The following is a 25,580-nucleotide window of genomic DNA, read 5'->3' on the forward strand; positions in this document are numbered from 1 at the left end:
GATAAGATGACGGACTGCGTCCTAGCTCCACCAGCCCAGCGTCATCTCAGCTCTTACTTATCTATCCCACCCATACACAGATACTTGATTTCCATATAGTCATCTAAACCATACTTAGAGCCTTCTCGGCCGTTACCCGATTGCTTAACCCCACCAAAAGGTGCTGCAGCATTAGATATAATGCCTTCATTGATGCCTATCATGCCGTATTCAAGCCCTTCACCTACACGCCATACCCGACCAATATCACGAGAATAGAAATAAGCCGCTAAGCCATACTCGGTATCGTTAGCCAAAGTGATAGCTTCCTCTTCGGTATCGAAGCTGATAATCGGCGTCACAGGTCCAAAAATCTCATTAGCAGCCAAGGGCATATCATTAGTCACCCCGGTTAAAATTGTCGGCTCATAGAAGTTTTTACCTGCAATGCTACGCTTGCCCCCAGCAATGACCTTTGCCCCCGCAGCCACAGTGTCTTCCACGAGTTTATGTACGCCATCGACCGCTTGTGATGTGATCATCGGGCCTAAGTTGACACCTTCAGCTAAGCCATCGCCAATCTTCAGGCCTGCCACAGCGGTAGCAAATTTATCGGTAAACTCTTGAGCCACGCCCTGCTGAACTAAGATTCGATTGGTACAAACACAAGTTTGGCCAGCATTACGATATTTAGACACGAGTGCGCCTTGGACTGCGGCATCGATATCGGCATCATCGAACACGATAAAGGGTGCGTTGCCCCCGAGCTCCATCGACACCTTCTTAACGGTTGTGGCCGTTTGCGTCATCAATATCTTGCCAACCGCTGTCGAGCCTGTGAAGGTGAATTTAGCCACATCTGGATGCTGAGTCAGTACCTTGCCCATACCCGATGAGTCCAAGCCTACAACCACGTTGAACACACCAGCTGGAACACCTGCCCGCTCAGCAAGCTCGGCCATGGCCAAGGCAGAAAGAGGCGTTGAAGGTGAAGGACGAACCACAAAAGTACAACCCGCAGCCAGAGCGGCAGCCGCTTTACGGGCTATCATGGCATTTGGGAAATTCCACGGTGTGATCGAAGCCACTACGCCCACCGGCTGCTTGATAACTATGATACGTTTGTCACCTGCAGGTGCCGGAATGGTATCGCCATAGACTCGCTTGCCCTCTTCGGCAAACCAATCAATAAAGGCGGCACCATAGGCAATCTCACCTTTAGCTTCGGCTAAGGGCTTGCCCTGCTCTAAGGTTAAGATACGTCCCAAGTCATCCTGACTCTGCATCATCAAGTTAAACCAGTTACGCAAAATAGCGGCGCGCTCATTGGCCGATTTTTTAGACCAGGCAGGCAGGGCTTTTTTAGCGGCAAGAACGGCAGCTTCCGTCTCAGCTATTCCGGCGTTATATACTTGAGCCACGACTTGGTCATTAGCAGGGTTGATGACATCGAAACGCTCACTATCACCGCTTAACTGACTACCGCTTTGACCATCAGTCCACTGACCATCAATGTAAGAACTGAGCTTCACTAATCCTGAATCGTTAACTTGTTGCATAATCACTCCAGTGTGCTTTCATCTGACGATGGCACCAATTTCTTCTCCAGAGATGAAACTGGTATTTAAAATTAATATAGCTATTGAATAGCAAAATCAACTCGGGTTAAATACAAAACAATAAACCTTATGTTTTAAGTATGTAAAACTATATGCGGTTAACTAGGTGGCGATTTGAAAAACATCAAGAATAAAATGAGTAATAAGCGCTCCATCATCCCAAAAGCAGTCACCGAATATGACCTACGCCTGCTGAGAATTTTCCGTACTGTAGTTGAAAATGGCGGCTTCTCAGCATCAGAAGCCGAACTCGGCGTGACCCGCTCAACCATCAGCGTGCATATGTCTAACCTCGAGAGTCGCATGAAACTCAAATTATGCAGCCGAGGACGGGGTGGCTTTGCGCTGACAGAAGATGGTCAAACGGTCTACCATGCCTGTATAGAACTATTCGACTCGCTTAATGATTTTTCAAGGTTAGTTAATAGCCTGGGCGAAGAACTCAGTGGTGAGCTCATCATGCTGTGCGCCGATCAGCTCGATACACGAATGCAGCTTAAGCTGGCGGAAGTCGTGAAAAAGATACATACGGCCCAGCCACAATTGCACCTTGTTCTCGACAATGAGGCTCTGAAACATATAGAAAAATGTCTGCTTAAAGAGAAGGCACATATAGGATTATTGCCTAGCTACCAGCAGGTTGAAGGGCTGGATTACCAAACCATTTACAACGAGCCTATATACCTATGCTGTAGCCATTCACATCCATTTTTCCTGCTTGAAGATAATGAAATCAGCGCTGATATGTTAGCCCAAACACCAGCCATTCATCCGGGAATAGATATAGATGCCGATGGAAGGGAGCAATTAAAACAGTTAAATTTATCGGCTAAGGCCTATCAGTTTGATACACGTAAAACCTTAATTTTATCTGGCTGCTATATAGGTTACCTACCACTGAGCTACATTCAACAGGAACTCGAATCCAAACAACTGAAGATTATTCACAGCGACAGTGCCAGTTATCAATTTAACCTCTCCCTAGTGTCTAAACATAACCCTCGTGAGACCAGTAAAATTGAATTACTGAAAACAATTTTCAATGAAGTTTTTAACAAAGAGCAAGGCTAATCTTAAAATAGAATGAAATCCTATCTGTATAAGCCAGCGATGGTTCGTTACTTCATCAAATGGAAAAAAGCTGGCTTAAAAAATCGTTAAATTTTGTCATATTTTTGACGCAACAGTAAACGAGAGGCTGTTTTTATCTTATGGAAATCAGTTTTTTGTTCGAAAAACGTCCCCTTTGATAGATTTATACACTAGCCAACATAGCTGTAAAATTGTGTTTATTTACAAAGCCATCAGACTCAAAGAACTGTAAAGAAAGAAGTTACTTAGTCTAAATAACTGAAATGTAGTACCCCTTTGCTACCCTTTAGTCAGCCAAGTCACTTACATTAGCCACCCTTTCATTATCGGCAGTAACTTTTTGACTATGGGCACAAACATGATCAATGTATTGACACGCTTTAAGGCACAAAGTGGCAAAGAACAGGCATTGCTTGAGCTCCTTAAGAGCTTAGTTAAACCGACTCGAAATGAACTGGGCTGCGTCAAATATGAACTTCACCAAGAAAATGAGCAACAGGGACATTTCATCTTCATTAAGAGTTTTGTCGACCATGCCGCATTCGAAAAACATCAAAATACTGGGCACTTCAAACGTTTAAAAAAAGAGATGCCAGCACTCATCGCTCAAGAACCTGAAATTATCATCTTATCTCAGCACGCATAACCGGATAGGAAATCATAAGTTGTGATCCCTACGTAAGTTAGTGTAATTGGACACATCCCTAATGGTAAAAAAGATAATGAAGATATACAATACCTTAAAATTCAATAAATTAAACCAATCAAATAACATCATGCATGCGAATCAAAGCTATGGATAATCTATTTTTCGATAACCCTACCAGCCATTATTTGCCCATTCAGAAATCCATTAGAATCCAGGGGCACGTAACCAGCATCTCATTGGAAAAGCTGTTTTGGGATCTGTTAGATCAGATTGCAGAAAGCCAAGGTGTAAAAAGAAATCAGTTTATCGCTAGCCTATATATAGAAGCTCTTAACCATCACGGGGATGTAAAAAATTTCACTTCCTTGCTTAGATCGGCCTGTGTACAGCATATTTTATCTAGGGAGAATGTTTAGCAGCTTATTGCCCTTAGACCAGGCAAAAAATACCACCACAAACAAAGCTTACAAGTAAAGCCTTCATTAATGAAAAACTCACTCTATATTTTCCAGTTTCCATTCATCGATAATTTTTTGATAGCTGCCATCTTGCTTCATCTGCAGTAAAGTTAGGTCAAATTGATCTCTTACATGACTAAGGTGACTCTTCTTAGAGAAGGTCATATAAGTCGGCGTCGATTGCACCTCTTTTGTTAATCGCTTGATGTTCTTACAACGTTTCAGCGAATCAGTTTGCAGTTTTTTTATCTCATTATTGACATAAAAAATGGTATCTTTCTCGGCAATAAGAATATCTATATCTCCGGTACACAACTTAAGTAACAAGGTAGAGGATTTGACATCCACACTCAGCTGTTTAATCACCTTGGTCTCCACAGCACTATCGAAAATAGTCCCGTAGCTAAAATCTTTCCTCATACCAAAATGATAGTCTCCCAGCGCTCCCAGTTCCCCATTGAACTCGATATCTGAGTCTTCAGTCACGAAGAGCATTACCACCTCCTGCATCAATACCTGCTGACTATAATCAGCATAGACTTGTCGCTCTGGCCTGATAAGCACTTCAAACAAGCCGTCAATCTTCCCTTCCTTTAACAATTTAAGCGCCCTTGACCAAGGCAGAACCTGAAAGGCTATTGGTTGCTTAATGCGTCTAAAAACCTCTTCAACCAATTTCACCGACATACCATCGAAGTGAACTTCACCTTGGGAATCGACGCGGGTAAACTCATAGGGGGGGTATTCGACGATGGCAATATCTAGAGCATGGTCAGCTCTCACTTGCAGGACAAAGAGGTTGCCCACAAGCAGTATGGTTACCATGATAACGCCAATGATGGTTTTCTTCATGATTCACCTTAGTCAGCAATAAGCCAGATCACAGTGAGGTTTATAATAGTAACTACAAGTTTAGACCAATTCCTCCTGTTACTATCACATACAGTTAAGGGCCTTTGGGCGACCCCATATCTATCAGAGAAGTCATGCAGTGCCCTCATTTCTATTAAAGAAGCTAGATTAAAGCCCATATAAAGATCGAAGAAATTGCTCCCGATTAAAACTTGTTGAGTAATTCGGCGTTAAAGTCTTCAGCCGATATGGTCAGATTACGTTCACTAATAACGGTTTGAAGATCATTAATATCTTTCTCTAACTTGCTCAGGGTAAGCGTATTGTTATCCAGCTGATAGACCAGCTTCTGACTCTGATAATAGAAACTTAATATAACCAAGGCGTCGATATCATGGTCAGCAGCGGCAGCCTTAACCTTCTTCAACCGACGATAAACACGGTTATGTAGCGCTTTAAGCTGCCATATATAATAGACCTCAGCCAAATAAGGTTTGTCTTTGACCTGCATAAGCACCACAACAGAGATAATGGCAGCCATTACAACACCCAGTAGATTGAGATGAAAATTCCCAGTAGCCTCGCCACTCACATCCTTGACCTCACCAAATAAGGCTATGAGCCCAGCCCCAAAAGCCAGGGATAGCAAGATGAGGCTGGCAACCAGCGCGATTGTGACGACATTTAGGTGCTTACGATATACAACTTTATCTATCTCTTGTAACTTCATGCTTTGACCTTTTGAATTTCAAGATTAACATTTTAATTTTCCTGTCATGGCTTGTATAGCTTGAACTGACTCTTTTCGGATAAAGTTCGGATAAAATATTGTAGTTTCGGCTCTTTTTACAAAACGCCAGCCAAGTGAGTTCGCTCTCTCAAGTTAGTACTGAAAATTGCCGTTATTAACCTGATGTAAAACAAGAATAATGAATTTTCTTAAACATTAAATAATTTGGGAGTACATATGCAGTATCGAATATTCGCCATCTTCTCCACGCTTCTATTGAGCTTTTCTTTAAGCGCAAAACAGACCGATCAATATATCTGTAGCCTGGATAACCAACAAAGAGTGATTGAGGTTATCTACACTAACCCAACTGCTGCAGTCCCTTGTTTGGTCAAGTATCACAAAGATAATGCATCACAAATTCTATGGCGCGCTGAAAACCAAGCCGGTTACTGTGAAGCTAAGGCCAATGAGTTTGCCATAAAGCAGCAAATCTGGGGTTGGCAATGCCAGCATATAACCGAGACGTCAGAGACTGTACCAGAATCACCACAACTAGAGAGCGAATAGCCGCCTCAGCCCTCTCTGAAGGCAAGCCTTTAACCACAACTAAACGTTTGCCTTTTAGTTGCAACTTGATAACAACAGTGTCCCAATGCATAAAAAACAGTCAACACTGTAAAATCACTAACAAACAGTGAGATAGCAACCGATATAGTGATAAGGATAGAAAAAACGAAATGGAAGTAAAAACATCTAGACGTCTAAATTGACAGACGTCTGTTTATCTCATATCCTGCCAACTATTGAGATCGACCATTCTGTTGATACCGACCGCTTTTGAACTTAACAATTCACTCATAAGCAAGTCAGGAGTAGACGGTACGTTCCAGCTAGGAGGCATGGGAACTAATGGTTCCTTTACGTGACTAGACTGGACGAAATAAAGTAGAACTACCTCCAGTTTACGAGTAATAGCTTAAAACTAAATGTTTAAGAATAAGTGACAAGATAAGAGAGAAGACTTTGACCACATCGACCAATGCCTCAGCAAGCGCTCAAACAAATAATGCCAATACACCAAGAGCCTCATTTGTTGCCCTACTACCTTTATTTCTATTCCTCGGCCTGTTTATCGGCGCGGGTGTTTACTTCCAAAGCCAGGGCGTTGATTTTGCTTTCTATCAGCTACCCAGCGTCGTAGCCATACTACCTGCGATTATCTTTGCCTTGATCATCTCCAAGCAGAGACTTAACCAGAGCATAGAGACTTTTATTGCCGGCATAGGTCATGCAAACATCATTGCCATGTGTTTGATTTACTTGCTTGCTGGTGCCTTTGCAGCCGTAGCTAAAGCCACTGGCGGTGTGGATGCCACAGTCGCTCTTGGTTTGTCACTTGTGCCATCTAACTTGCTCTTGCCCGGCTTCTTCGTCATCGCAGCCTTCATCGCTACTGCCATGGGTACCTCTATGGGTACTATAGCAGCTGTCGCGCCTATTGCGTTAGGCGTTGCAAACGAAGCTCAAATAGAGCTAGCTCTGATGGCTGGCGCGGTAATTTCTGGTGCACTTTTTGGTGATAACCTCTCTATCATCTCCGACACAACCATAGCCGCGACACGCACCCAAGGTTGTGAGATGAAAGATAAGTTCAAAGAGAACCTTATTTTCGCAATCCCAGCGTCCATCATTACCCTGATAGCCTTCACCTTTGCCGGTCAAGGTCAGGCAGATGTTGCCGCCCAGGAGATAGACTTTGTTAAAGTCATTCCTTACCTAACCATCTTAGTATTAGCCGTCTCTGGTCTGAACGTATTTGTAGTACTGACCATAGGCATCCTGCTCGCTGGTATTACAGGCTTGCTCACTATGGATTACGGTGTTATCCAATTTGGTCAGGATATCTACACAGGCTTTGGCAACATGCAGGAGATCTTTATCCTTTCTATGTTAGTGGGTGGTCTGGCGGCACTGATGCAGCAGCAAGGCGGCCTGGCATTTGTCAGCAAGCAGATTGAAAAGTTAATCGCTAAATTCTCTAAAGCTAAAGGTGGCGCTTCGACTCGTGCATCTGAGTTAGGTATGGCTGGTATTGTCGCTGCAACTAACACCTGTGTCGCCAATAATACGGTATCAATCGTGGTAACAGGTGGTATAGCTAAAGAGCTAGCACAGAAGCACGACGTAACCCCAAAACGTGCAGCCAGCATCATGGATATCTTCTCCTGTATCATTCAGGGACTTATACCCTACGGCGCTCAGGCCCTGCTTATCGCATCGACCTTTAGCATTTCACCACTAGAAGTGGTTACTCACGCCTGGTACTGCATGATCTTGGCTGTAGTGGCTATCTCAATTGTCATCTTCCGCAAGCGAGCCAGCTAATCAGGCAGGCGCTACGACTATTGTGGTATTGCAGATGCAACTTAAATAGGGCAAATTGATACCCACTTAGACTAAACTTAATAGTGACTCTAGAGTGACAATTAATCAGGTTTAGTCGAACCGATAGGGACAGTCTATTTCGACGTAATTTTTTACGTCGATACAAGTAAAGGAGTGCAGTTTACTGCACTCCTTTTTCTTTTTAAAATCCGTATTCCGTACTGAGAAAAGCTGAAGACAGATGCAAGGCGAATTCAAAACACATTCAACCCATTACGACCTGCACAGATTAGTGGTACTGATGATCTTAGTCGGTGCCTGTGTGACATCGGTAGGGATCTCAGTTTCAGTCTGGGCCGAATATCAAAATATTGGCATGCAAGTCTTCTTCAGACGATCCGACTTCTTAGGAGATTATGTCCACTCCCCCTTAGCCTATGTGTTTAACATGTCACTGATTATCGCAGGCTCATGCATCTTGCTCGCCATGTATGGCCTGTATCTGCTTAAGCTGGGCGATTTCAGTCACTTTCTATCGATTACCGGCTCTTGGGTCGGACTATCCATCATCTTAATCGGCGTGTTTCCGATTAATTATTTAGACGAACATAGACTAGTTTCTACCAGCTTTTTATTGGCGACCTTCGTCTTGCACCTGTTTACCATCTCCACTCGATTTACTCACAAAGAGATCTGCTCAAGACCCCTGTTTATATTGGCTATCTTTGGCTTTATCAGTGCCACAGGGCTCATCTATCAACTAGACTGGAACACCTTAGATTTCGCCCCTTGTCTGCATAATGAAGGCGACGTCTGCTGGGTAGCGCTAAATATGTGGCTACAAACCAACATCACCATGCTCTGGTGTGTGTTACTAGCGCTTAACATCAGAAAAATAGCCAAAGAACAATTCCAGCAAGATTCGGCAAAGCAATTATCTAACTGGTAATATCGCGAAATAATACAGGGCTTAGTGCTAAGGTATTGGCCACAGGGAAGCTCAAACGGTAAACTCTGGCTATTAAGCATAACTCTCAAATAACTAAGCTTGGTATGACACAAGACACCTCACCAATCCGCTTGGCAAAATACCTCGCCATGACAGGACTCTGCTCCCGCCGAGCCGCTACCCGCTTTATCAGAGATGGGCGCATCACCATAGATGACCGCCTCGCCAACCATATCGATACGGTCACCCTAGTTCAGAGTAAAGTGGAGAGTAAAACGGGCATTAACAGCCAAGAGACACTCAAATTCGACGGTGTACTTATTCAGGGAATCGAGTCTAAACAGTACTGGATGCTCAACAAGTCTGTCGGCACAGATTGCCGGCTATTAATAGATGATCCCAGCTCACTACTACACCTGCTACCAGCTAGCCCCAGGCTCTATCCTGTTGGCCGCTTAGATAAAGACTCCCGTGGCCAGCTGATACTCACCAACGATGGCGAGCTAACCCAGCAGTTAATGCACCCGAATTTCGGTCATAGCAAGACCTATCATGTGCAAGTTGATCGCGACTTCGATGACAGTTTCTTGATAAAAATGGCCCAAGGGGTTAGCTACCGCGATGTCACCACCCTCCCCTGCAAGATGAGCCGCCTGGCTAACAACAAGTTTGAAATAATACTCACCCAAGGGCTCAACCGACAAATCCGCCGCATGAGCCAAGCTTTGGGCTATAAGGTTGTAGACCTTAAACGGGTGAGTATCCAAACCTTAGCGCTTGGTAAGCTTGGTGAAGGAGAGATGAGACAGCTCTCTGGTTCAGAGCTTTCCCTTCTCATAGAAAGTTGCCGACCTTCGAATGAAGCTTGATTACATTTCTTATTGGGATCATTGAGCTGCTTTAGTATTGGGAAGAGTGTTTATTAATTTTAGTTTCATTGTTATCTATCGCTTGCAGCGGGCTTTTATGCAGATACTTCTGCGAGACGCCGCGAGTACAGTCCCTGTAATCTCTGCGGCAGCATCCATGCTGCCGCAGCTCGCAGCCGTATCTACACTGGGTTGTTTTCTCTCTTCGATTGAAGTTTTATAGGTAACTCGATGCCTGAATTTGTAACTCACTTTTGCCCCAAAACTTGTTAGCCCCCAGAGTCATTAAAAATTTACTGCATTTAGATTCCCATAGAAAAACTTATGTTTGGCATTATTGTTAGTCTAAAACTCACACTTCCCTCCACATGCTTTTCCTTAATTTAAAAAGCAGATTTTCGCCATGTGTAGTCAATGCTGGTTAGCTGTCATTTTATACAGTCGTATTGGTTATTCGTCGAATTCTAGGAGAAAAATGCGTGAACTGTGCGCATTTACACTTGTTAGATATGGGATTAATGTGTAATGTCAGACACTTATGTTGTTGATAATTTAGATAATAGGTTTGAAAACCGCGCATGCTCGTTTACGCTGAAGGTGTATTGAGGTTTTATCTAAATTTCATGTTAAATACAAATGATTATCCGTGCGCGTTTTTACTGGTCTAATGAGGTAAACGCGCATGCGCACTATACAAAGGTTATATGCCCAAACGGAGTTCGTAGCATAATTATGGAATTAACTAATCCTCACCCACCTCAAGATAATGAATTTGAAGCCCTGAAAACTGGTTTGACGGAGTTTAACGAATCGCATACTGGTAATGTGTTTAGAGAAAAAATATCTTCATTCGTAAAAGATGAATCGGGTGCTATTGTTGGCGGTATCCTAGGTGAAATAAACTGGAACTGGATGCATATTCAGGGGCTTTGGATTGATGAAAGTATTCGCAAAGATGGATGGGGAACAAAGCTATTATCTTGCATGGAGGAATATGCTTTATCTCAAAACACTCCAAGTATTCGCTTAGAAACAACTACGTTCCAAGCACTAGATTTTTACATCAAAGCTGGTTACTCAGTTTTTGGCGAATTACCTGATATGCCTAAAGGTCACACTAGTTATTTTTTACAGAAGCAACTGGGCATATAACAAGCCAATTAATCAGGACAAATAACAGTTGGTTTTTGCTCCTGCGTCGCTTATTTTAACCAACTGTAATTTGCCCATTATTGGGGCGTTAGTTGGTTTTTAAAATCGTGGTTGTTAATTCTTTCTACGTAGTTTTTCTGGCTAAGGTTTGAGTTTGGCAGCCTTCAAAGTTGTTGCCTTGTAGCTTGTAATTCGGTCGTTCCGCCTAAATATGCTGTCGCTAATAGTCGTCTGGTGCAAAGTTTAACTCGTAAGTTAATCAGAACTCTCGGCTACATTAGCTCCGCTTATTTTATAATGGCGCCATTCTGTTTTCTAGTTTTCAAACCCTTATCACGTGTGTGTTGTTTAGTTGAATTGAGTCCAAGTTTTTCAATAGGTTACTAGATAGTCTTTCTTATTTTAGTTATCGTGTTTCATTAGGTAATTATTACCGCCAAACACAACTAATCGGGTAGCCGGAGGTGTCTAGCCTCCAGCCCCCACACCACCCTGCATGCGGCTCCGCACAGGGCGGTTCATTTAGAACGCCTAACCTAAACTCTCTGGTTAGGATAATGAAATGCGATCCATCCTTCTCTCAGTGAATATAGTCCTGCTCTCTTAAGATAATCATTACTCAATGCTTGCTGTATCCCTGGTGTTTTCGAACTTCGCCATGGGCCTTTACTTGTGATCCCACATGCAACAGCAGCTTGGATCCTGACGCCACGTTTAAGTAAGTTTTGCACCTTAGTTCGTGGTTTTCGCCACTGGCGCCAGTAGCACATACGTACGCGACGGCGGATCCAATGGTCTAAGTCGACACACCCTTGGTAAGCGTTAGCGATGCCAAAGTAGTTGATCCAGCCTTGCATGTATTGCCGCACTTTAAACAGCTGATAACCCATACTCACGCCCCAATTTCGGTTCGTCAGTCGTCTCATCTTTTGTTTGAAAATATGCAGCGTTTTAGCGTGCCACTGGATCTTCCCTCGGTTAAATGTAAACCCTAGGAACTTGCTTTGACCTACCTTAACCACTTGGCTTTTCTGTTCATTAACAACCAGTTTTAGCTTAGTGGCAAGGTAGCGAGTAATGCTCTTTAGTACCCGTTCATCCGCTCGAATGGATTTAACCAAGATGATAAAATCGTCCGCATAGCGGGCGAATTGATGCCCTCGGCTTTCCAGCTCTTTATCCAGACTATCCAACATTATGTTAGATAGTAATGGCGAGAGTGGACCGCCTTGAGGTACCCCTTCAAAGCTTGCCTCAAATTGGTCGTTGACCATCACACCTGCACGAAGGTATTTACCAATAAGCGCCAGCAGACGCTTATCCTGAACCTTGTTCTTTAGCTGAGTCATCAAGAGATCATGATTAACTCGATCAAAGAACTTAGACAGATCAACATCGACGGAAAATTTGCGTTTCAGCTTGATGATATCCCTGACTTGCAGTACCGCTTGTTTGGCATTTCTGTTCGGCCTAAAGCCAAAACTATTAGCCGAGAAAAATGGATCAAACAGTGGCGTGAGTATTTGTGCAATCGCTTGCTGTATGACACGGTCAATGACATTTGGGATCCCCAATTTGCGTTTACCGCCATCGGGTTTGTCGATCTCTACGCGCCTGACCGCTGAGGGTTGAAACTCACCTAGTTCTAATTGAGTTTTACATCGTTGCCAGCCGCCTTGTTGCATCCAGAGCGGGAAAGCTTCGATGGTCATACCATCGATGCCAGCCGCGCCCTTATTGGCTCTAACTTGCCGCCAAGCTCGGTGGAGGTTCTCTGGTTCGAGTAATTGATGAAATAGATCGCTGTCGAAGGACGGTTGCATCTCAATACGCTGCTGATAGTAATCGTCTGACGACGTAGTGGGTATCGACAAGTTTGACAAGACTCCTCCTTCTTCTAAATGTTCAGGCCTTCACCATATCCCAACCATTACGATGGGCGTTGGGCTACTATGCCGTCTGCTGACTTCTGTTTAATCACATACCGAGTTCCCCCGTCATGCGCTATCGGTTTTCATCTGGTTCGCTCTTTTCAGTCGATGACACTGAAAAGCCAAGGCACTTGTAGACCAGAGCCTGACTGGTTAATGACCGATCGCGTGTTAAGCAGATCTCCCCAGATAAGAACATGAACTTTCTTTGCACTGCTGCATCATTTACGGTGGCCATTAGATCACGTGGTTTCGTCGTCTTGTGCCAACTCACCTCTAGCCTACGCCTCATATGATGTTCTTGTTCATCAGCTCGCAAATTTGCTAGCGGCTTCCTTCAGACCAAGCCTCGCGGCTAAGCCCTTGCCATTCGCTAGTAGTTAACGTTTAATAACAGCACGTTATTTAACGGTGACCTTCCTACAGAGGACTTTCACCTCATTAGTTCATGCCCATGCTGGGCGTACACAAGCAAAGTCACAACCGCCCGCAAAAAGAGCGGGCTGGACGCTCACTGCGTTCGCGCCTGTGCTTTGGGCGTTAGGTTTACTATGACTATCAAACACTACCTTTATTCATTATGGCTGGTTCCTATTTGCCTGATGTTTGCCTTATTGCCGCAGACGGAGTTGGAGGAGGTTGCTGTAGTTTTCAATGTTGAATTAATGAAACCAATTAAGGCGGTCATAGTTGGCTTCGTAATAGGGATGGTATTTCGGCTGCATAAAGTTTCCGACTATATTGGAACAATGCCCTTAGGAGGTTTGGTTACAGGCTTTGCACTTGGGGTTGTCGGGGCTGGTTTAGCTATTGGAGGCTTCGTTTGTGGTGTGATTATCCTGTTGCTACATGGCTCTGTAAACCTCTTAGGAGTGCCCCTTCATCTTTTAAGCCTTGGCTTGTCTGCGTATCTAATTTACCAAGTGTCGCATTGGCGAAAAGTTGAAACCTAACAAGCCTCTGAATTAAGATTCACCAAGGCTGTCATGCCATTTGCTGAGCAAATCGCCCGCCAGCACATGGCTCACTTATTAGAGGGGCGTTAGCAGCCTATCAGATTCGGAGAAATAATCACAAGTGATAGAAAAGTATGAAAATGAGGTTTTGGCATTTATTCAAGCTGAAATGACTCAAGACCAAGCTCATGATATTAATCATGTATTACGAGTTGTTAAAACAGCAAAGAGCTTGTGCAGTAGCGAAACTGCTATGCTTGAAATAGTTTTGCCAGCTGCATATCTTCATGATTGTTTTTTCTTTCCCAAAAATCACCCTGATAGGTCGACAAGCTCAATGGTCGCTGCCGATAAAGCTATCAATTTCCTAACATCTATTGGCTATCCAAGTGAATACTTAGAAGGAATTCATCATGCAATTGTTGCTCATAGCTTTAGTGCAGATATTAAGCCTGAGACAATAGAAGCCCAAATAGTTCAGGATGCTGATAGGTTAGATGCAATAGGAGCAATCGGCATCGCAAGGTGCTTGCAAGTTGGTACTACGCTAGGGGTAAAGCTTTATAGCAATGACGATCCCTTTTGTAGTCAACGGTCACCTGATGACCGTAAATTTTCAATTGACCATTTTTACGTAAAATTACTAAGGTTAGCCGATGCTATGAATACTGTATCAGCTCAAACTGAAGCACAAAATCGAATTAATTTTATGAAAAAATATTTACGACAGCTAGAAACCGAGGTGTAAATACAGCTAACAAATAAGGATAGGCCGCGCGAAGCCGCGTCCTTATCCCAAGTGTTGAACAAGTCCGAGTGATACCTTTATATAGTAAATAGCTGCGTGAGAACTTATGCTTTTTTGGGTGTGTGTTGAGCAGGTACGCTTTTTGTCAGCCATAGCGATCCATTAGCATATCCATCTAATAAATTGCTTCGTAATATCAATACCTTAATACCTATTGGTGTTTGACTTGCTCTGTACCTTAAGCCTTAACTTTATCTGTCTTCCACTTAAACAGTGGCGTTAGGTTCCCTTGTTTTCTGCATGATAAAGCTTGTCGGTCGTGCATGCTTATTCCCATGTACTCCCATAAATTTCATCGGCTGTTTGCAGCAGGGGCAAGGTCGTATGGCTTTGGTTTTGGTGGCTTTTTCGAGCGGCTCAAATACCGTTCCTGCAACAGCCAGCATCAAGCGTATGCGTTGCCGCAGCTTGGCAGCACTTCCTCTGAGTAACCCGTAGTCTCGAACTCGCCGCAACCCCCTTGGCAACACATGTTGTAATACCAAGTACAGAAACTTAGCCGCTGGTAAGAAGAAGACGTAGTTTTGTTCAGGATAACGATTATGACTTCAGCTCGAAGAATCCTTATCGATGCAGAATCGACTCCGTTTTACCACATAATAAATCGTTGTGTTAGAAGGGCTTTTTTGTGCGGAGAGGATAAACTCACAGGTAAAAGCTACGAGCATAGACCCGGCTGGATTGTCGATAAAGTTAAGGCTCTATCTGCTATTTTTTGTATTGATGTTTGTGCCTATGCGGTGATGAATAATCACTATCATTTAGTCCTTAAAATCGATACCGACAAAGCCAAGTCATTGAGTAACCGTGAGGTTATTAGTCGATGGTGTAAGGTGACAAAAGGGCATGATGTAGCGACTAAATTTATGAATGGAGAGACCTTAATCGAGGGGGAGCGTTTACTACTTGATGGGTTATTGGCTGAGTGGCACGAACGTCTATCCAGCATATCTTGGTTTATGAGGTGCCTCAATGAAGAGATAGCGCGTAGAGCCAATCGTGAGGATGGATGTAAAGGGGCTTTCTGGGAGGGGCGCTTTAAGTCACAAGCTCTACTTGATGAACAAGCACTATTAGCCTGCATGATGTATGTTGATTTAAACCCTATTAGAGCAGGGATTGCTAACACACTTCAAGCTTCTGATTATACGTCTATTCAGGAGCGCATTAACGAGCTAAATACACCTGATAAAGACACTAAACCAAATGATGAATCAGAACTAACCTCGAGTGAGCGACTCAAACCCCTTGCCCAATTTGATGGTGCAGCTCATTTAGCGACTCAATCAGGCGTCCCATTTCATTTTTGTGATTATTTACAACTTATCGATTGGACTGGCAGAGCCATTAGGCCAGACAAAAAAGGTTTCATCGACTCAAGTCGTCCTAAATTACTTGATGAACTTGGTATCTCATCCGATGCCTGGATAACCTCAGCAAAAGAGTTTCGCCGCCAATACAGTGGTATTAGTGGTCGTTGGGATACTATGTGTGCCTTCAAAAAACAGCATCACTGTGGTCAATGGAGCAAAGGTAAGACCAGTAGCGATGCACTTCACCCCTCGCCTTAGTCGTATATAAATCATCGACAAAGGCTTGGAGATAATTAGGGGGTTCAAATAAACCAAGATACTTTTCTAATCAATGTCATTTTAATTAGACTCGATGCTCTAGCACGTTTATGTCAAAAGTGAGTTATGACCAAAAAACTCTAGTTCGAAGAGATAAATAATCAGGTGTGAACGTGGCTGCGAGCTTCGGCACCATGGACTAAAATGTTCCATATATTTTAGTCCATGGTGGTCAGATGTTGTCGCAGAGGCTATAGGGACCCATTCCTTTAATAGATAGCGCGCCGCGTCACAGAACCTTCTCAAAGTAATAGTACGCATCCCTCGCCGGGCAAACGTTTGATAACAATATTGTATTGGTGACCAGAATACTGCCAAATACCAAGCATGACCAATGATTCCCAAAACATCTATTTGAAACTTGCTAGCCGGCAAGTATCGCACCATGCTGGTATTAATTATCCTTGTCGCCGTCGCAGACTTATTGAGTTGAGCTCACTCTGACTTAAGTAGCCGTCAGAGTCCCTATCTAGCTGGCTAAATCGTTGTTCAGGAGATCGTGAGTAGAATACTAAATCTAAAAACTCTTGCTTAGATATATTTCCATCACCATCTATATCTAGTTTTTCAAAATCAAATGTATGCAGTGACCCTCCACCTTTAGAGTTCTCGTTATTAGCACAGCCACTGGCTAGCAGCATGCATAAAGTTAACGCCGTAACTTGATGAAAATGTGTCATTGTTGCTTCTATTTGATATGAGTAGTTTTAGGTCACGAAATATTAACCGTTTCCATGTAAATAAGAGCAAAGCCTGAGTAATGTTAAGTAAACTTTTCAAGTGAAGTGAAGTCTAGCGCACCAATTTTTGCCAGCTGATTAGAAACAACTTCCCTTGTTCAACATAGCAGCGCATTGCCCGTAAGAATCGAATAGTAAGATTCAAATCAGAGATAACTTTCTCGAAACCATAACAGGTGTGAACACGGCTGTGACCTTCGACATCAGGGCGAGGTTTCACAGGGTGAAACTATCCGAGCGAGAGATAGGGATATCGAACTGGCTCTTAAACATGGAGGTTGTTTGATGTCGTAGAGTCCACAGGGCCAATTTTATTCCATACAAAATTTGGTATTTCCTCCCTCCGTGGAGGTCAGATGTACTTGCGGCGCGTCACAGAAGTGTTCGCACTTAAGGTCGATTTTAGGCATCCATGCCTTCGCGACATTTGTATATCCATATACAACACCCACGACAGGTGATAGATATCAACGAAGTTAGGCTTACCTAAAACTAACCAAACACCAGCTAAGCCCAATGAACCCACACTAGATATTTCAGAAGTTTGTTATCTGACAAATAAAAAACGGGCACAAAAGTGCCCGTTTAAATGACCCTGTAGCAGATTCTGTGTAACTACCTAAATTATATATAGTCTGCTATTCGATCTTCAAATTCAATAATAAAACGATTGAGTGCTGGTTTCCAGTTTCTTATCGGCATGGTCCACTTCTTCGAAGCTTGCATAATCGCCAAGTAAACGACTTTCTTCGCTGAGTCATCATTTGGGAAGAGCTTACGATTCTTGATTGCTTTCCTAATCACACTGTTTAATGACTCGATAGCATTAGTTGTATAGATGGCTTTCCGGATGTCTTGAGGGTAATTAAATAGCGTATTAAGATTAGTCCAGTGCCTGTGCCAGGATGCTGAGATACTAGGATATTTAGCGTCCCATTGCTCGCCAAAACGTTCCAAATTAAGCAACGCTTCCTCTTCGGTCACTGACTGGTAAATCCTCTTTAAATCAGCTGTCACCGCCTTGTAATCTTTGTACGGCACAAACTTCATCGAGTTTCGAACCATATGGACGATGCAGAGCTGGATTTGAGTGTTTGGGAACACGGTATTTATGGCATCAGGAAAACCTTTTAGACCGTCAATGCAGGCGATGAGGATATCTTTGAGTCCACGATTTTGAAGCTCTGTCAGTACATTTAACCAAAACTTAGCGCCCTCGTTCTCTGCTATCCACATGCCAAGTAACTCTTTATGGCCTTCGAGGTTAACGCCAAGCGCGAGGAAAATAGCTTTGTTGATGACCTTACTGTTCTCCCTGATTTTAACCACAATACAGTCAAGGTAAACGATAGGATACACGGGTTCTAGCGGACGAGATTGCCATTCGACGACACGCTCAAGGACTGAGTTAGTGACGCGAGAAATTAGCGTTGGTGATATCTCTGCGCCATACATCTCATCAAAGGTATCGACAATATCTCGTGTCGTCATTCCTTTCGCATAAAGATGTAAAATTTTGTCATCCATCGAGGTGAAGCGGCTTTGGTTCTTTTTAACAATCTCAGGCTCAAAGCTACCATTTCGGTCACGGGGAGTGTCTAACTCGAAGCATCCATCTTCGGTCTTTATTTGTTTGTGGGAGTAGCCATTGCGGTTATTACCAGCCGCGACCTTCTCGTTTTTTTGATAGCCTAAGTGATAATCGAGTTCAGCATTTAATGCGGCCTCAACAGTGACTTTGGTTAACATAGCCCTGAAGTCATTTAAATCGGCTTCGGTTTTAATGCCTTTAGCGGCTTGTTTAGCGAATGCTTCTAGTTCTTTTTTATTCATACTCTACCTTCCATTGACCCACATAGGGTACTGATTGAAAGGTAGTTACACAAAATTATTTACAGGCTCGTTTAAATTCGACTTTAACTCGAAACTCATAGCCCTTAGCTTATCGCTTACAACTTATAACTTATAACTCGTAAGTCGAAGCTCGAATCTAAATACTAATAAACAATATTCATCTCTTCTAAAAGGTTATCAGCGTTATCCAGATACTTCATTACCCAAAGCATGTAACGGCTATCTACCTGAATAGAACGGTTAGACTCAGGATCGTAACCCCAATCACCGATAATACTCTCGTAAACACCATCAAATAGCAGACCTACAAGCTCGGCACGACCATTTAAGGTCGGTGAACCTGAGTTACCACCAGTGGTATCTAGCGTCGACAGGAAGTTAACTGGCACTGAGTCGATAGACTTCATGTAGAAGTCGCCGTATTCCTTCTTCTTAATGAGCTCCAGCAGCTTAGACGGCGCATCGAATGGATCTGCACCTGTGTCTTTCGCTAAAATACCTTCCAGACGAGTGAATGGCACGGCTTTTAGGCCATCTTGTGGCGAGTAACCTTTCACATGACCCACAGTCACACGCAGACTTGAGTTTGCATCGGCGTAAACCGGCTTACCCAGCTCCGTGTTATAAGCTATAATCGCGTCCATATACTGAGGACGCACCTTCATCAACTTACCTGCCAGCTCCTTGTCTTTCTTCTCTGCTTTCATGTCCGTGTCATACATGGCAACGGCAAACTGAATAAAAGGGTCCTTCGAGGCTTTAAAGTCGGCAACCGGCTTATCTAACCAAGCCAGACGCGTATCCATATCACCCAGTTTAGTCTTGGCATACATCTTATCCAGCGTCTTGCTTAGCTTCTTCTCATCCAGCTTCTTACCAATACCGAATGCCTTGTCCAAAGCAGCAATGCGCTCACTGGCCGGTAATGTGGCGTAGCGCTTAAGTAAGTCAAACACCACAGCCTTATCGACACTGGCCGCATAGCGACGATCGATACGCTCCATGCTCGACTTGAAACGAGTCATATCACGTTCCTGATAACCAGGTTCACGCGCCATATCGTCCAACTGCTTCTCATTAGCTAAGCGATACAACTTACGCGCAGTAGGCATCATAGTTGTGTAGCGGATATAGCCTAAGATGATATCTCGAGCCTGATGCTCCTGACCTTCGGCGATCAGCTTATCAAGATCAGCCAAGGTCTTACCGTATTTTGCTTTACGCTTGCTATCTTTATTGATCCAGCTAGCCAACTCTGACTCACGACCTTTACGATCATCAAGCATGGTCGACTTACCGTAAAATTCAATCATAGAAGTGAAGTTCTTGGCGTAGTTTGCCAAACCGGCGATCAGGCTTTCATACTTGATGCGCTCATCACTGCCTTCAGGTGCTGTCTCCTTGATGATCTCGATGAAGCGCTCACGCAGCATCTTGCCTTCCGGGTATGCCCACTCAAACTGATTCTCGACTTCATTCGCCGTGCGGTAACGGTTAGTACGGCCAGGGTAACCTGCCACCATAACAAAATCGCCGTCACTCACGCCTTTAGCCGACACCTTTAAGAAACTCTTTGGCTCGTAGGGTACATTGTCTTTGCTGAAATCTGCAGGCTTGCCGTCTTTAGACACATAGCCACGGTAGAAGGAGAAATCACCGGTGTGACGTGGCCACATCCAGTTATCGATATCCCCACCGTATTTGCCTACGCTTGCTGCCGGGTTATACACCAGACGCACATCGCGGATCTCCAACTGCTTAACCAGGTAATACTCTAAACCACCGTGGAAACTGTTAACCTGACAGCGATAACCATCCTCGGCCTCACACTCGGCAATAAGCGATTTTTCTTTCAGCTCAATGCCCTGATAGAAGACGTGACCGAGCTTGTTCTCTAAGCCCTGCTTGACCTTGTCCGTCACATCCGTCACCGTTTCAGTCACATAGATACGTGAACCTGGTGTCGCTTGTAACTCTTCGCCATAAGACTTAGCTAGGAAGCCGTCTTTAAGCAGGTTCTTCTCCGGAGTCGAGTTGTACTGAATCGAGCCATAGGCACAATGATGGTTAGTGACCACCAGGCCTTTAGGAGAGACAAATGATGCCGTACAACCGCCTAAGCTGATAACGGCATTCATTGGATATTCGGTTAATTTAGAGATAGATTTCACATCTATCTCTAATCCCTTTGCTTTTAATTCATCAGCCATTGCAGGCAGTTGGTATGGTTGCCACATACCTTCGTCGGCCTGTGCGCCAAAAGTGGCAGCTACAGCGACGGTGAGAAGCCATTTCTTCATTTTGTTAAGTCCATTTTTTAATTATTAGTGCGTCATTATTATTCTGCTTTGCTTGTACTTGTTTATATAGCAATAGCATTTAGCCGTTTGCTAAATCTCAGCCAATAAAAAAGCCGAGCCAAATAATATACCAATCGGTATTAGTATTCGGACTCGACTTTATCATAAGCCTAGAGAATTAAAACAGGCTTTGCATTATCCCCTTACAAAGCATAACTACCTTTAAGGATAAAAACGTTAACTTAGCTTGCCAGCAGATTAGGCTTATAACGCAACAACTTATAACGCAACCAAAAGCTGAGCAGCAATGATCACGGCACCTAACACACCCGCAACCCCAAGAGCAGCACTACCACCCGAGACCTGATAGCCTCCAAGATTCTGTTTACGCTGCTTCAGTGCCATGGCAATCGGTAAGAAGATAATCATAATCACCAAAGGAATTGCCGCAAAACCTAATACCTTAAAGAAGCCATCAGGATAATAAAGCGCGCACAACAGAGGCGGAATAAAGGTGATCAGCCAGGTCTTAGCACGGCCCGAAAAATCATCTTTAGCACGAGTTAACTCGGCTACATAGTCAAACAGACTCATGGTCACACCCAAGAAGGAAGTGATAAGCGCCAGGTTAGCGAAGAGGTCGATACATTGCTTCAAAAGTTCTGAATTAGCCAGACCTTGCAACGCCGTCACCAGCAGAGGCAATGAACCTTCGAAACCATATACCCTGTCGCCACCTAAGGTGCCTAAGGTCACCATCAGCCAGAGAATATAACTGACAAGCGGTATGGTTGAACCAATAATTAAAATCTTACGCAGTGATACAGCGTCGCCATCTAAGTAACGCACTATCGTCGCAATACACACATGGAAACCAAACGAGGTGAACACGATAGGAATAGCTGCCAACCATAAATTGTTGAGTTCACTACCAGTCACAAGCTCACTCCCCGTGCTTGAGAGCATCGCTGATATATCCACTTCAGGAAGTAAGAAGGCCACCACGATAACTAAAAGAATGACCATAGAGGTAAAGAGGACGCGAGAAACCTTATCGATCCATTTGACCCCAACGGCAATCAAGCCACCGAAGAAGACTGTGAATAACAGCACAGCGACCTGGTTATTCATGGTGATACCAAGAGGCTCGAAGCGAGTCTCGAGCAGAGAAGAACCACCCATCAGGTATACCATAGTCAATGCAAACAGCAGGCTCATAAATGAGGCGCCTTGGATTAACTGCCCTACTTTTCCTAAAATTTTACCGGTTATGGCATGGACGTTGTCACCTACTCCGGTGCGCAGGTTGATCTCTAACATCAGCAAAGATGTATAGATGGAGATCCCCCAAATAACAACGAGTAGCAGAAACGCGGGTAACGTGCCTAATGAAGCAGTAGCTAAAGGTAGGGCTAACATACCGCCACCGATTGCAGTACCCGCAACGATAGCGATGGAGCCAAGCATTTTTAAATTCACAAAATTGTCCTGTTAGATATATTTTTATTCTACATTTTTGGTAGGTCAGATTTAGAACGACTTTGAAGGAGAGAATTAGCAATTTAAATATTCATTAACAGCCTCCAATCGAATCGGGTCTATCGACCTTGTTTTCAATTGGCCTCAATGGCTCAGTTAATAGTTGTTTTACCCTATCGACAAAGCCACTGAGGCTGTATAAATCGGGTTAAAAACAGGTAAGAATATTTCATTGCAGCTCTTTCTCTAAAATGACCTAGGGACATTAACAGCTACAAACCCAGTGAGCAAGCCATCTATGGCTTGTGTAAACAAGTTCGCACACCGGCTCAATAAGTTTCCAACAAGGGTGAAACACTCTTGTTACCAGCGTTTTTTTCACTCAATAAAATGCCCAATTTGAGAACTTGGATATTGCGACTCGGCTCTCAAAATGTATAATGCACGCCTCTACTTCAGGGGAGTAGCGAGCAATCTTTGTTGTCTGAATCGATTTACTTCGAGGCAAAGATTGAGTGAGTGTCAACATACTTGGCCACAACGCCATGGTGCTCACAACAATATGAGGTGATGACTCAATATTGTTTTGCAAGACCTGAGTGCAGTGACCGCCCATAAAAAAGGGGGGCCGGTTTTCTGTACTCGGATTTTTGCCCCCCCTATAAGGAAGTATCTTGGACGCACTAGAACCACTACTAACCTCAACCTTCACGGTTGCTATCGCCGAAATTGGTGACAAAACTCAACTGCTTGCTCTTATACTTGCCGCCAGATTTAGCCATATAAAAGGCAGTAAAACGGCAATTATTCTCGGTATTTTTCTGTCGACTCTGATAAACCACTTTGCTGCCGCCTGGCTAGGTAATTGGGCCATTGGATTAATTAGCCCGGAACTGGCTCGTTATCTTGTCGCAGCGTCATTTTTTGCTATCGCTCTGTGGGTACTCATTCCTGACAAGGTCGATTGTGAAGAAAGCCGTTTCTACAAGATGGGGCCTTTCATTGCCACCTTCATTCTGTTTTTTATCGCCGAGATGGGAGATAAAACTCAAATTGCCACTGTGGTATTAGCGGCGAAGTATGATGCTCTGGCTATGGTTGTCATGGGCACCACCTTAGGCATGCTTCTTGCCAACGTTCCAGTAGTCATCGCCGGCAACTTCAGCGCAGAAAAGTTACCTCTGACCCTGATTCACCGTGGCTGTGCCGTACTGTTTGCCCTACTCGGTGTAGCGACATTGATGTTTTAACTAACGAGCGTTAAGTCTTAAGTTTTAAGAAAAACACTCGATTAACTTACCGCTTATCGCTTACAACTCGTCACAGCTTGTTATGATCAAAAAAGCCAGTGCATTAAGCACTGGCTTTTCAATTTCAACCGCAATAACGGCTAAGGATTAAAGCCCCAATGCCTGCTTTATACGTTGACCATAATCCGCATCCGCCTTGGTAAAGTGCTCGACCATGGTCTGCTGCACATCCATAGTCGTCTGACTCAGGCTGCCGCAGATAGTAGCGATCAATCTGGCCTTCTCATCTTCGGGGAAGATACGGTACAGGTTACCCGCCTGAGTAAAGTCATCCTGATTATAACGGCTGTATCTATCGGCTTCGCCATCGAGACGCAGTGCAGGTTCTGCAAATGTACTCGGCTCGACTAAGGCAGCCTTTGTGCTATTAGGCCCGTAGTTTGGACTCGCATCTCCACCCGTTTGACTGCCGTTATATGGACACTGAGTTCCCGCCATGGCACCTGCCCTCTGATGGTGATTTGCCTTAGTGGCATGTGGGCAGTTCACTGGTAACTGATTATAGTTAGTGCCAATTCTATATCTCTGTGCATCGGCATAGGCAAATAAACGAGCCTGCAACATCTTATCCGGTGATGCGCCAACACCAGGCACTAAGTTACTCGGAGCCAATGCGACTTGCTCAACTTCGGCGAAGTAGTTCTCTGGCATGCGATTTAACTCGAGTTCACCAATCTCAATCAAGGGGTAATCGGCGTGTGGCCATACTTTAGTCAGATCGAATGGATTGATATGATATGTATTAGCATCGGCTTCCGGCATTATTTGCACTTTAACAGCCCAGCTAGGGAAGTTACCGTCTGCAACTGCCGCAACCATGTCACGCTGAGACGAATCAGGGTCGATCCCTTTTAGAATATCGGCCTGTTCAGGGGTCAAGTTAGCTATGCCTTGCTTAGTCTTGAAATGAAACTTAACCCAGAAACGTTCGCCTTTATCATTCCACAGCGAATAGGTATGTGAACCATAACCATTCATCTGACGATAGTTAGCCGGAATACCGCGATCTGACATCAAGATTGTCACTTGATGTAAGGCTTCAGGATTCAATGCCCAGAAATCCCACATGGCTTGTGGATCTTTCAAATTAGTCTGAGGGTTACGCTTCTGCGTGTGAATAAAGTCCGGAAACTTGATGCCATCACGCAAAAAGAAGGTTGGGGTGTTATTGCCCACTATGTCGTGGTTACCACGGGCCGTATAGAAACGTAGACCGAAACCACGAGGATCGCGCTCCGCGTCAGCCGAGCCCATCTCACCACCCACAGTAGAGAAACGAATGAAGGTTTCAGTTTGTTTACCTACGCCATTGAAGTGATCGGCAATAGTGTACTCGCTCATATCTTTAGTCAGGGTAAACGTACCGTAAACACCCGTGCCTTTTGCATGTACTACACGCTCAGGGATACGCTCACGATTAAAATGAGCGAGTTTTTCTAATAGATGAAAATCTTGTAGTAGTACAGGACCACGCTCACCAGCTGTCATAGAATTTTGGTCATCAGCAACAGGGGCGCCATTTTGGCTGGTTAAGTAGTTCGCTTGTTTAGTCATATTGTTCTCCAATGCTTGTTATTCGTTAATTCTCTCATTCAGTCGTACTGGTCGATTAGTTCAACCAGTCTTCGATAACATCAAATATTGTGGCCATAGTTATTGCTCCGTTTTGCTTCCGTTAAACCGCTAAGCTTTAGAAGCCCTCACATAAACTCTGTCGATGAATAAATATTAGTTCAAAAAGAAACCGAAGAAAAACGATTAAACTAGATTAGTCCAATTCACTTTAAAGATTAAGAATGTAAGAACCAGCTCACAGATACCCACAAAGAAATAC

The 25,580-nt window shown here is 43.9% G+C and carries 22 protein-coding genes and 1 pseudogene; 12 read left to right on the top strand and 11 right to left on the bottom strand.

Going from position 1 to position 25,580, the window contains the following annotated elements:
* Nucleotides 1-53: 53 nt before the first annotated feature.
* Entirely contained in the window at nucleotides 54-1,538 is a 1,485-nt protein-coding gene (locus tag sps_RS13905; protein ID WP_077753078.1) for an NAD-dependent succinate-semialdehyde dehydrogenase, read from the bottom strand.
* Nucleotides 1,539-1,733: 195 nt separating this feature from the next.
* On the opposite strand from sps_RS13905, the gene sps_RS13910 reads away from it, so the two are divergent.
* The 3 genes from sps_RS13910 (at nucleotide 1,734) to sps_RS13920 (ending at nucleotide 3,755) form a co-directional block, all read left to right on the top strand.
* A complete protein-coding gene (locus tag sps_RS13910; protein WP_077753079.1) occupies nucleotides 1,734-2,669 on the top strand; it encodes a LysR family transcriptional regulator in 936 nt (311 codons plus the stop codon).
* A 379-nt stretch (nucleotides 2,670-3,048) separates the two neighbouring features.
* A complete protein-coding gene (locus sps_RS13915; RefSeq protein WP_077753080.1) occupies nucleotides 3,049-3,336 on the top strand; it encodes a putative quinol monooxygenase in 288 nt (95 codons plus the stop codon).
* A gap of 149 nt (nucleotides 3,337-3,485) precedes the next feature.
* Complete coding sequence (locus tag sps_RS13920; RefSeq protein WP_077753081.1) at nucleotides 3,486-3,755, top strand: ribbon-helix-helix domain-containing protein; 270 nt, start codon at nucleotides 3,486-3,488, stop codon at nucleotides 3,753-3,755.
* A gap of 78 nt (nucleotides 3,756-3,833) precedes the next feature.
* Here sps_RS13920 and sps_RS13925 read toward each other — a convergent pair whose 3' ends face one another.
* Nucleotides 3,834-4,649, bottom strand: coding sequence for a substrate-binding periplasmic protein (locus sps_RS13925; protein ID WP_077753082.1), 816 nt, complete (start codon nucleotides 4,647-4,649; stop codon nucleotides 3,834-3,836).
* A 205-nt stretch (nucleotides 4,650-4,854) separates the two neighbouring features.
* Entirely contained in the window at nucleotides 4,855-5,379 is a 525-nt protein-coding gene (locus sps_RS13930) for a DUF3087 domain-containing protein (protein ID WP_077753083.1), read from the bottom strand.
* Nucleotides 5,380-5,616: 237 nt separating this feature from the next.
* Here sps_RS13930 and sps_RS13935 point away from each other — a divergent pair, with 237 nt between their 5' ends.
* The 4 genes from sps_RS13935 (at nucleotide 5,617) to sps_RS13950 (ending at nucleotide 9,585) form a co-directional block, all read left to right on the top strand.
* Nucleotides 5,617-5,949 carry a hypothetical protein gene (locus sps_RS13935; RefSeq protein ID WP_077753084.1) on the top strand — a complete coding sequence of 111 codons (333 nt, stop codon included), beginning with the start codon at nucleotides 5,617-5,619 and terminating at the stop codon, nucleotides 5,947-5,949.
* A 456-nt stretch (nucleotides 5,950-6,405) separates the two neighbouring features.
* On the top strand, nucleotides 6,406-7,767 hold the full coding sequence (locus sps_RS13940; protein ID WP_077753085.1) for a Na+/H+ antiporter NhaC family protein: 1,362 nt from the start codon (nucleotides 6,406-6,408) through the stop codon (nucleotides 7,765-7,767).
* Nucleotides 7,768-8,008: 241 nt separating this feature from the next.
* Nucleotides 8,009-8,716 (top strand): DUF998 domain-containing protein, encoded by a 708-nt coding sequence (locus tag sps_RS13945; RefSeq protein ID WP_169915765.1) that lies wholly within the window; start codon nucleotides 8,009-8,011, stop codon nucleotides 8,714-8,716.
* Between the two features lie 104 nt (nucleotides 8,717-8,820).
* On the top strand, nucleotides 8,821-9,585 hold the full coding sequence (locus tag sps_RS13950) for an RNA pseudouridine synthase (RefSeq protein WP_077753086.1): 765 nt from the start codon (nucleotides 8,821-8,823) through the stop codon (nucleotides 9,583-9,585).
* Nucleotides 9,586-9,660: 75 nt separating this feature from the next.
* Here the strand turns inward: sps_RS13950 and sps_RS28500 are convergent, their stop codons facing one another.
* Nucleotides 9,661-9,837 (bottom strand): hypothetical protein, encoded by a 177-nt coding sequence (locus sps_RS28500; protein WP_169915767.1) that lies wholly within the window; start codon nucleotides 9,835-9,837, stop codon nucleotides 9,661-9,663.
* Nucleotides 9,838-10,317: 480 nt separating this feature from the next.
* On the opposite strand from sps_RS28500, the gene sps_RS13955 reads away from it, so the two are divergent.
* Nucleotides 10,318-10,737 (top strand): GNAT family N-acetyltransferase, encoded by a 420-nt coding sequence (locus tag sps_RS13955; protein ID WP_077753087.1) that lies wholly within the window; start codon nucleotides 10,318-10,320, stop codon nucleotides 10,735-10,737.
* Nucleotides 10,738-11,273: 536 nt separating this feature from the next.
* Here sps_RS13955 and ltrA read toward each other — a convergent pair.
* Nucleotides 11,274-12,620, bottom strand: a complete 1,347-nt coding sequence (ltrA, locus tag sps_RS13960; RefSeq protein WP_077753088.1) for a group II intron reverse transcriptase/maturase — start codon at nucleotides 12,618-12,620, stop codon at nucleotides 11,274-11,276.
* A gap of 599 nt (nucleotides 12,621-13,219) precedes the next feature.
* On the opposite strand from ltrA, the gene sps_RS13970 reads away from it, so the two are divergent.
* Both sps_RS13970 and sps_RS13975 read left to right on the top strand, forming a co-directional pair.
* Nucleotides 13,220-13,621: a hypothetical protein gene (locus sps_RS13970; RefSeq protein ID WP_077753090.1), complete on the top strand. Its 402-nt coding sequence runs from the start codon at nucleotides 13,220-13,222 to the stop codon at nucleotides 13,619-13,621.
* A gap of 124 nt (nucleotides 13,622-13,745) precedes the next feature.
* Entirely contained in the window at nucleotides 13,746-14,372 is a 627-nt protein-coding gene (locus sps_RS13975) for an HD domain-containing protein (protein WP_077753091.1), read from the top strand.
* Nucleotides 14,373-14,638: 266 nt separating this feature from the next.
* Here sps_RS13975 and sps_RS28140 read toward each other — a convergent pair.
* Nucleotides 14,639-14,941, bottom strand: a pseudogene (locus tag sps_RS28140) (transposase); the annotation flags it as partial.
* A 33-nt stretch (nucleotides 14,942-14,974) separates the two neighbouring features.
* Between sps_RS28140 and sps_RS13985 the strand changes: the two are divergent.
* On the top strand, nucleotides 14,975-16,003 hold the full coding sequence (locus sps_RS13985) for a transposase (protein WP_077753093.1): 1,029 nt from the start codon (nucleotides 14,975-14,977) through the stop codon (nucleotides 16,001-16,003).
* Nucleotides 16,004-16,461: 458 nt separating this feature from the next.
* On the opposite strand, the gene sps_RS13990 is transcribed toward sps_RS13985, so the two are convergent.
* From sps_RS13990 to sps_RS14005, 4 genes are all read right to left on the bottom strand, one after another.
* Nucleotides 16,462-16,743 (bottom strand): EF-hand domain-containing protein, encoded by a 282-nt coding sequence (locus tag sps_RS13990; protein WP_077753094.1) that lies wholly within the window; start codon nucleotides 16,741-16,743, stop codon nucleotides 16,462-16,464.
* 684 nt (nucleotides 16,744-17,427) lie between these two features.
* Complete coding sequence (locus sps_RS13995; protein WP_077751464.1) at nucleotides 17,428-18,636, bottom strand: IS256 family transposase; 1,209 nt, start codon at nucleotides 18,634-18,636, stop codon at nucleotides 17,428-17,430.
* Between the two features lie 164 nt (nucleotides 18,637-18,800).
* Nucleotides 18,801-20,957 carry a S46 family peptidase gene (locus sps_RS14000; protein ID WP_077753095.1) on the bottom strand — a complete coding sequence of 719 codons (2,157 nt, stop codon included), beginning with the start codon at nucleotides 20,955-20,957 and terminating at the stop codon, nucleotides 18,801-18,803.
* 279 nt (nucleotides 20,958-21,236) lie between these two features.
* Nucleotides 21,237-22,436: an aromatic amino acid transport family protein gene (locus sps_RS14005; protein ID WP_077753096.1), complete on the bottom strand. Its 1,200-nt coding sequence runs from the start codon at nucleotides 22,434-22,436 to the stop codon at nucleotides 21,237-21,239.
* Between the two features lie 674 nt (nucleotides 22,437-23,110).
* On the opposite strand from sps_RS14005, the gene sps_RS14010 reads away from it, so the two are divergent.
* On the top strand, nucleotides 23,111-23,686 hold the full coding sequence (locus sps_RS14010) for a TMEM165/GDT1 family protein (RefSeq protein ID WP_077753097.1): 576 nt from the start codon (nucleotides 23,111-23,113) through the stop codon (nucleotides 23,684-23,686).
* 147 nt (nucleotides 23,687-23,833) lie between these two features.
* Here sps_RS14010 and katB read toward each other — a convergent pair whose 3' ends face one another.
* On the bottom strand, nucleotides 23,834-25,300 hold the full coding sequence (gene katB / locus sps_RS14015) for a catalase KatB (protein ID WP_077753098.1): 1,467 nt from the start codon (nucleotides 25,298-25,300) through the stop codon (nucleotides 23,834-23,836).
* Nucleotides 25,301-25,580 lie beyond the last annotated feature (280 nt).

Origin of the sequence: Shewanella psychrophila (assembly GCF_002005305.1) — a bacterium.
Lineage (GTDB): Bacteria > Pseudomonadota > Gammaproteobacteria > Enterobacterales > Shewanellaceae > Shewanella > Shewanella psychrophila.

What these genes read in the sequence shown, in the direction of transcription:
- sps_RS13905 (WP_077753078.1), bottom strand. Translation starts at nt 1,538, where the DNA reads ATGCAACAAGTTAACGATTCAGGATTAGTGAAGCTCAGTTCTTACATT.
- sps_RS13910 (WP_077753079.1), top strand. Translation starts at nt 1,734, where the DNA reads ATGAGTAATAAGCGCTCCATCATCCCAAAAGCAGTCACCGAATATGAC.
- sps_RS13915 (WP_077753080.1), top strand. Translation starts at nt 3,049, where the DNA reads ATGATCAATGTATTGACACGCTTTAAGGCACAAAGTGGCAAAGAACAG.
- sps_RS13920 (WP_077753081.1), top strand. Translation starts at nt 3,486, where the DNA reads ATGGATAATCTATTTTTCGATAACCCTACCAGCCATTATTTGCCCATT.
- sps_RS13925 (WP_077753082.1), bottom strand. Translation starts at nt 4,649, where the DNA reads ATGAAGAAAACCATCATTGGCGTTATCATGGTAACCATACTGCTTGTG.
- sps_RS13930 (WP_077753083.1), bottom strand. Translation starts at nt 5,379, where the DNA reads ATGAAGTTACAAGAGATAGATAAAGTTGTATATCGTAAGCACCTAAAT.
- sps_RS13935 (WP_077753084.1), top strand. Translation starts at nt 5,617, where the DNA reads ATGCAGTATCGAATATTCGCCATCTTCTCCACGCTTCTATTGAGCTTT.
- sps_RS13945 (WP_169915765.1), top strand. Translation starts at nt 8,009, where the DNA reads ATGCAAGGCGAATTCAAAACACATTCAACCCATTACGACCTGCACAGA.
- sps_RS13950 (WP_077753086.1), top strand. Translation starts at nt 8,821, where the DNA reads ATGACACAAGACACCTCACCAATCCGCTTGGCAAAATACCTCGCCATG.
- sps_RS13955 (WP_077753087.1), top strand. Translation starts at nt 10,318, where the DNA reads ATGGAATTAACTAATCCTCACCCACCTCAAGATAATGAATTTGAAGCC.
- sps_RS13970 (WP_077753090.1), top strand. Translation starts at nt 13,220, where the DNA reads ATGACTATCAAACACTACCTTTATTCATTATGGCTGGTTCCTATTTGC.
- sps_RS13985 (WP_077753093.1), top strand. Translation starts at nt 14,975, where the DNA reads ATGACTTCAGCTCGAAGAATCCTTATCGATGCAGAATCGACTCCGTTT.
- sps_RS13990 (WP_077753094.1), bottom strand. Translation starts at nt 16,743, where the DNA reads ATGACACATTTTCATCAAGTTACGGCGTTAACTTTATGCATGCTGCTA.
- sps_RS13995 (WP_077751464.1), bottom strand. Translation starts at nt 18,636, where the DNA reads ATGAATAAAAAAGAACTAGAAGCATTCGCTAAACAAGCCGCTAAAGGC.
- sps_RS14000 (WP_077753095.1), bottom strand. Translation starts at nt 20,957, where the DNA reads ATGAAGAAATGGCTTCTCACCGTCGCTGTAGCTGCCACTTTTGGCGCA.
- katB (WP_077753098.1), bottom strand. Translation starts at nt 25,300, where the DNA reads ATGACTAAACAAGCGAACTACTTAACCAGCCAAAATGGCGCCCCTGTT.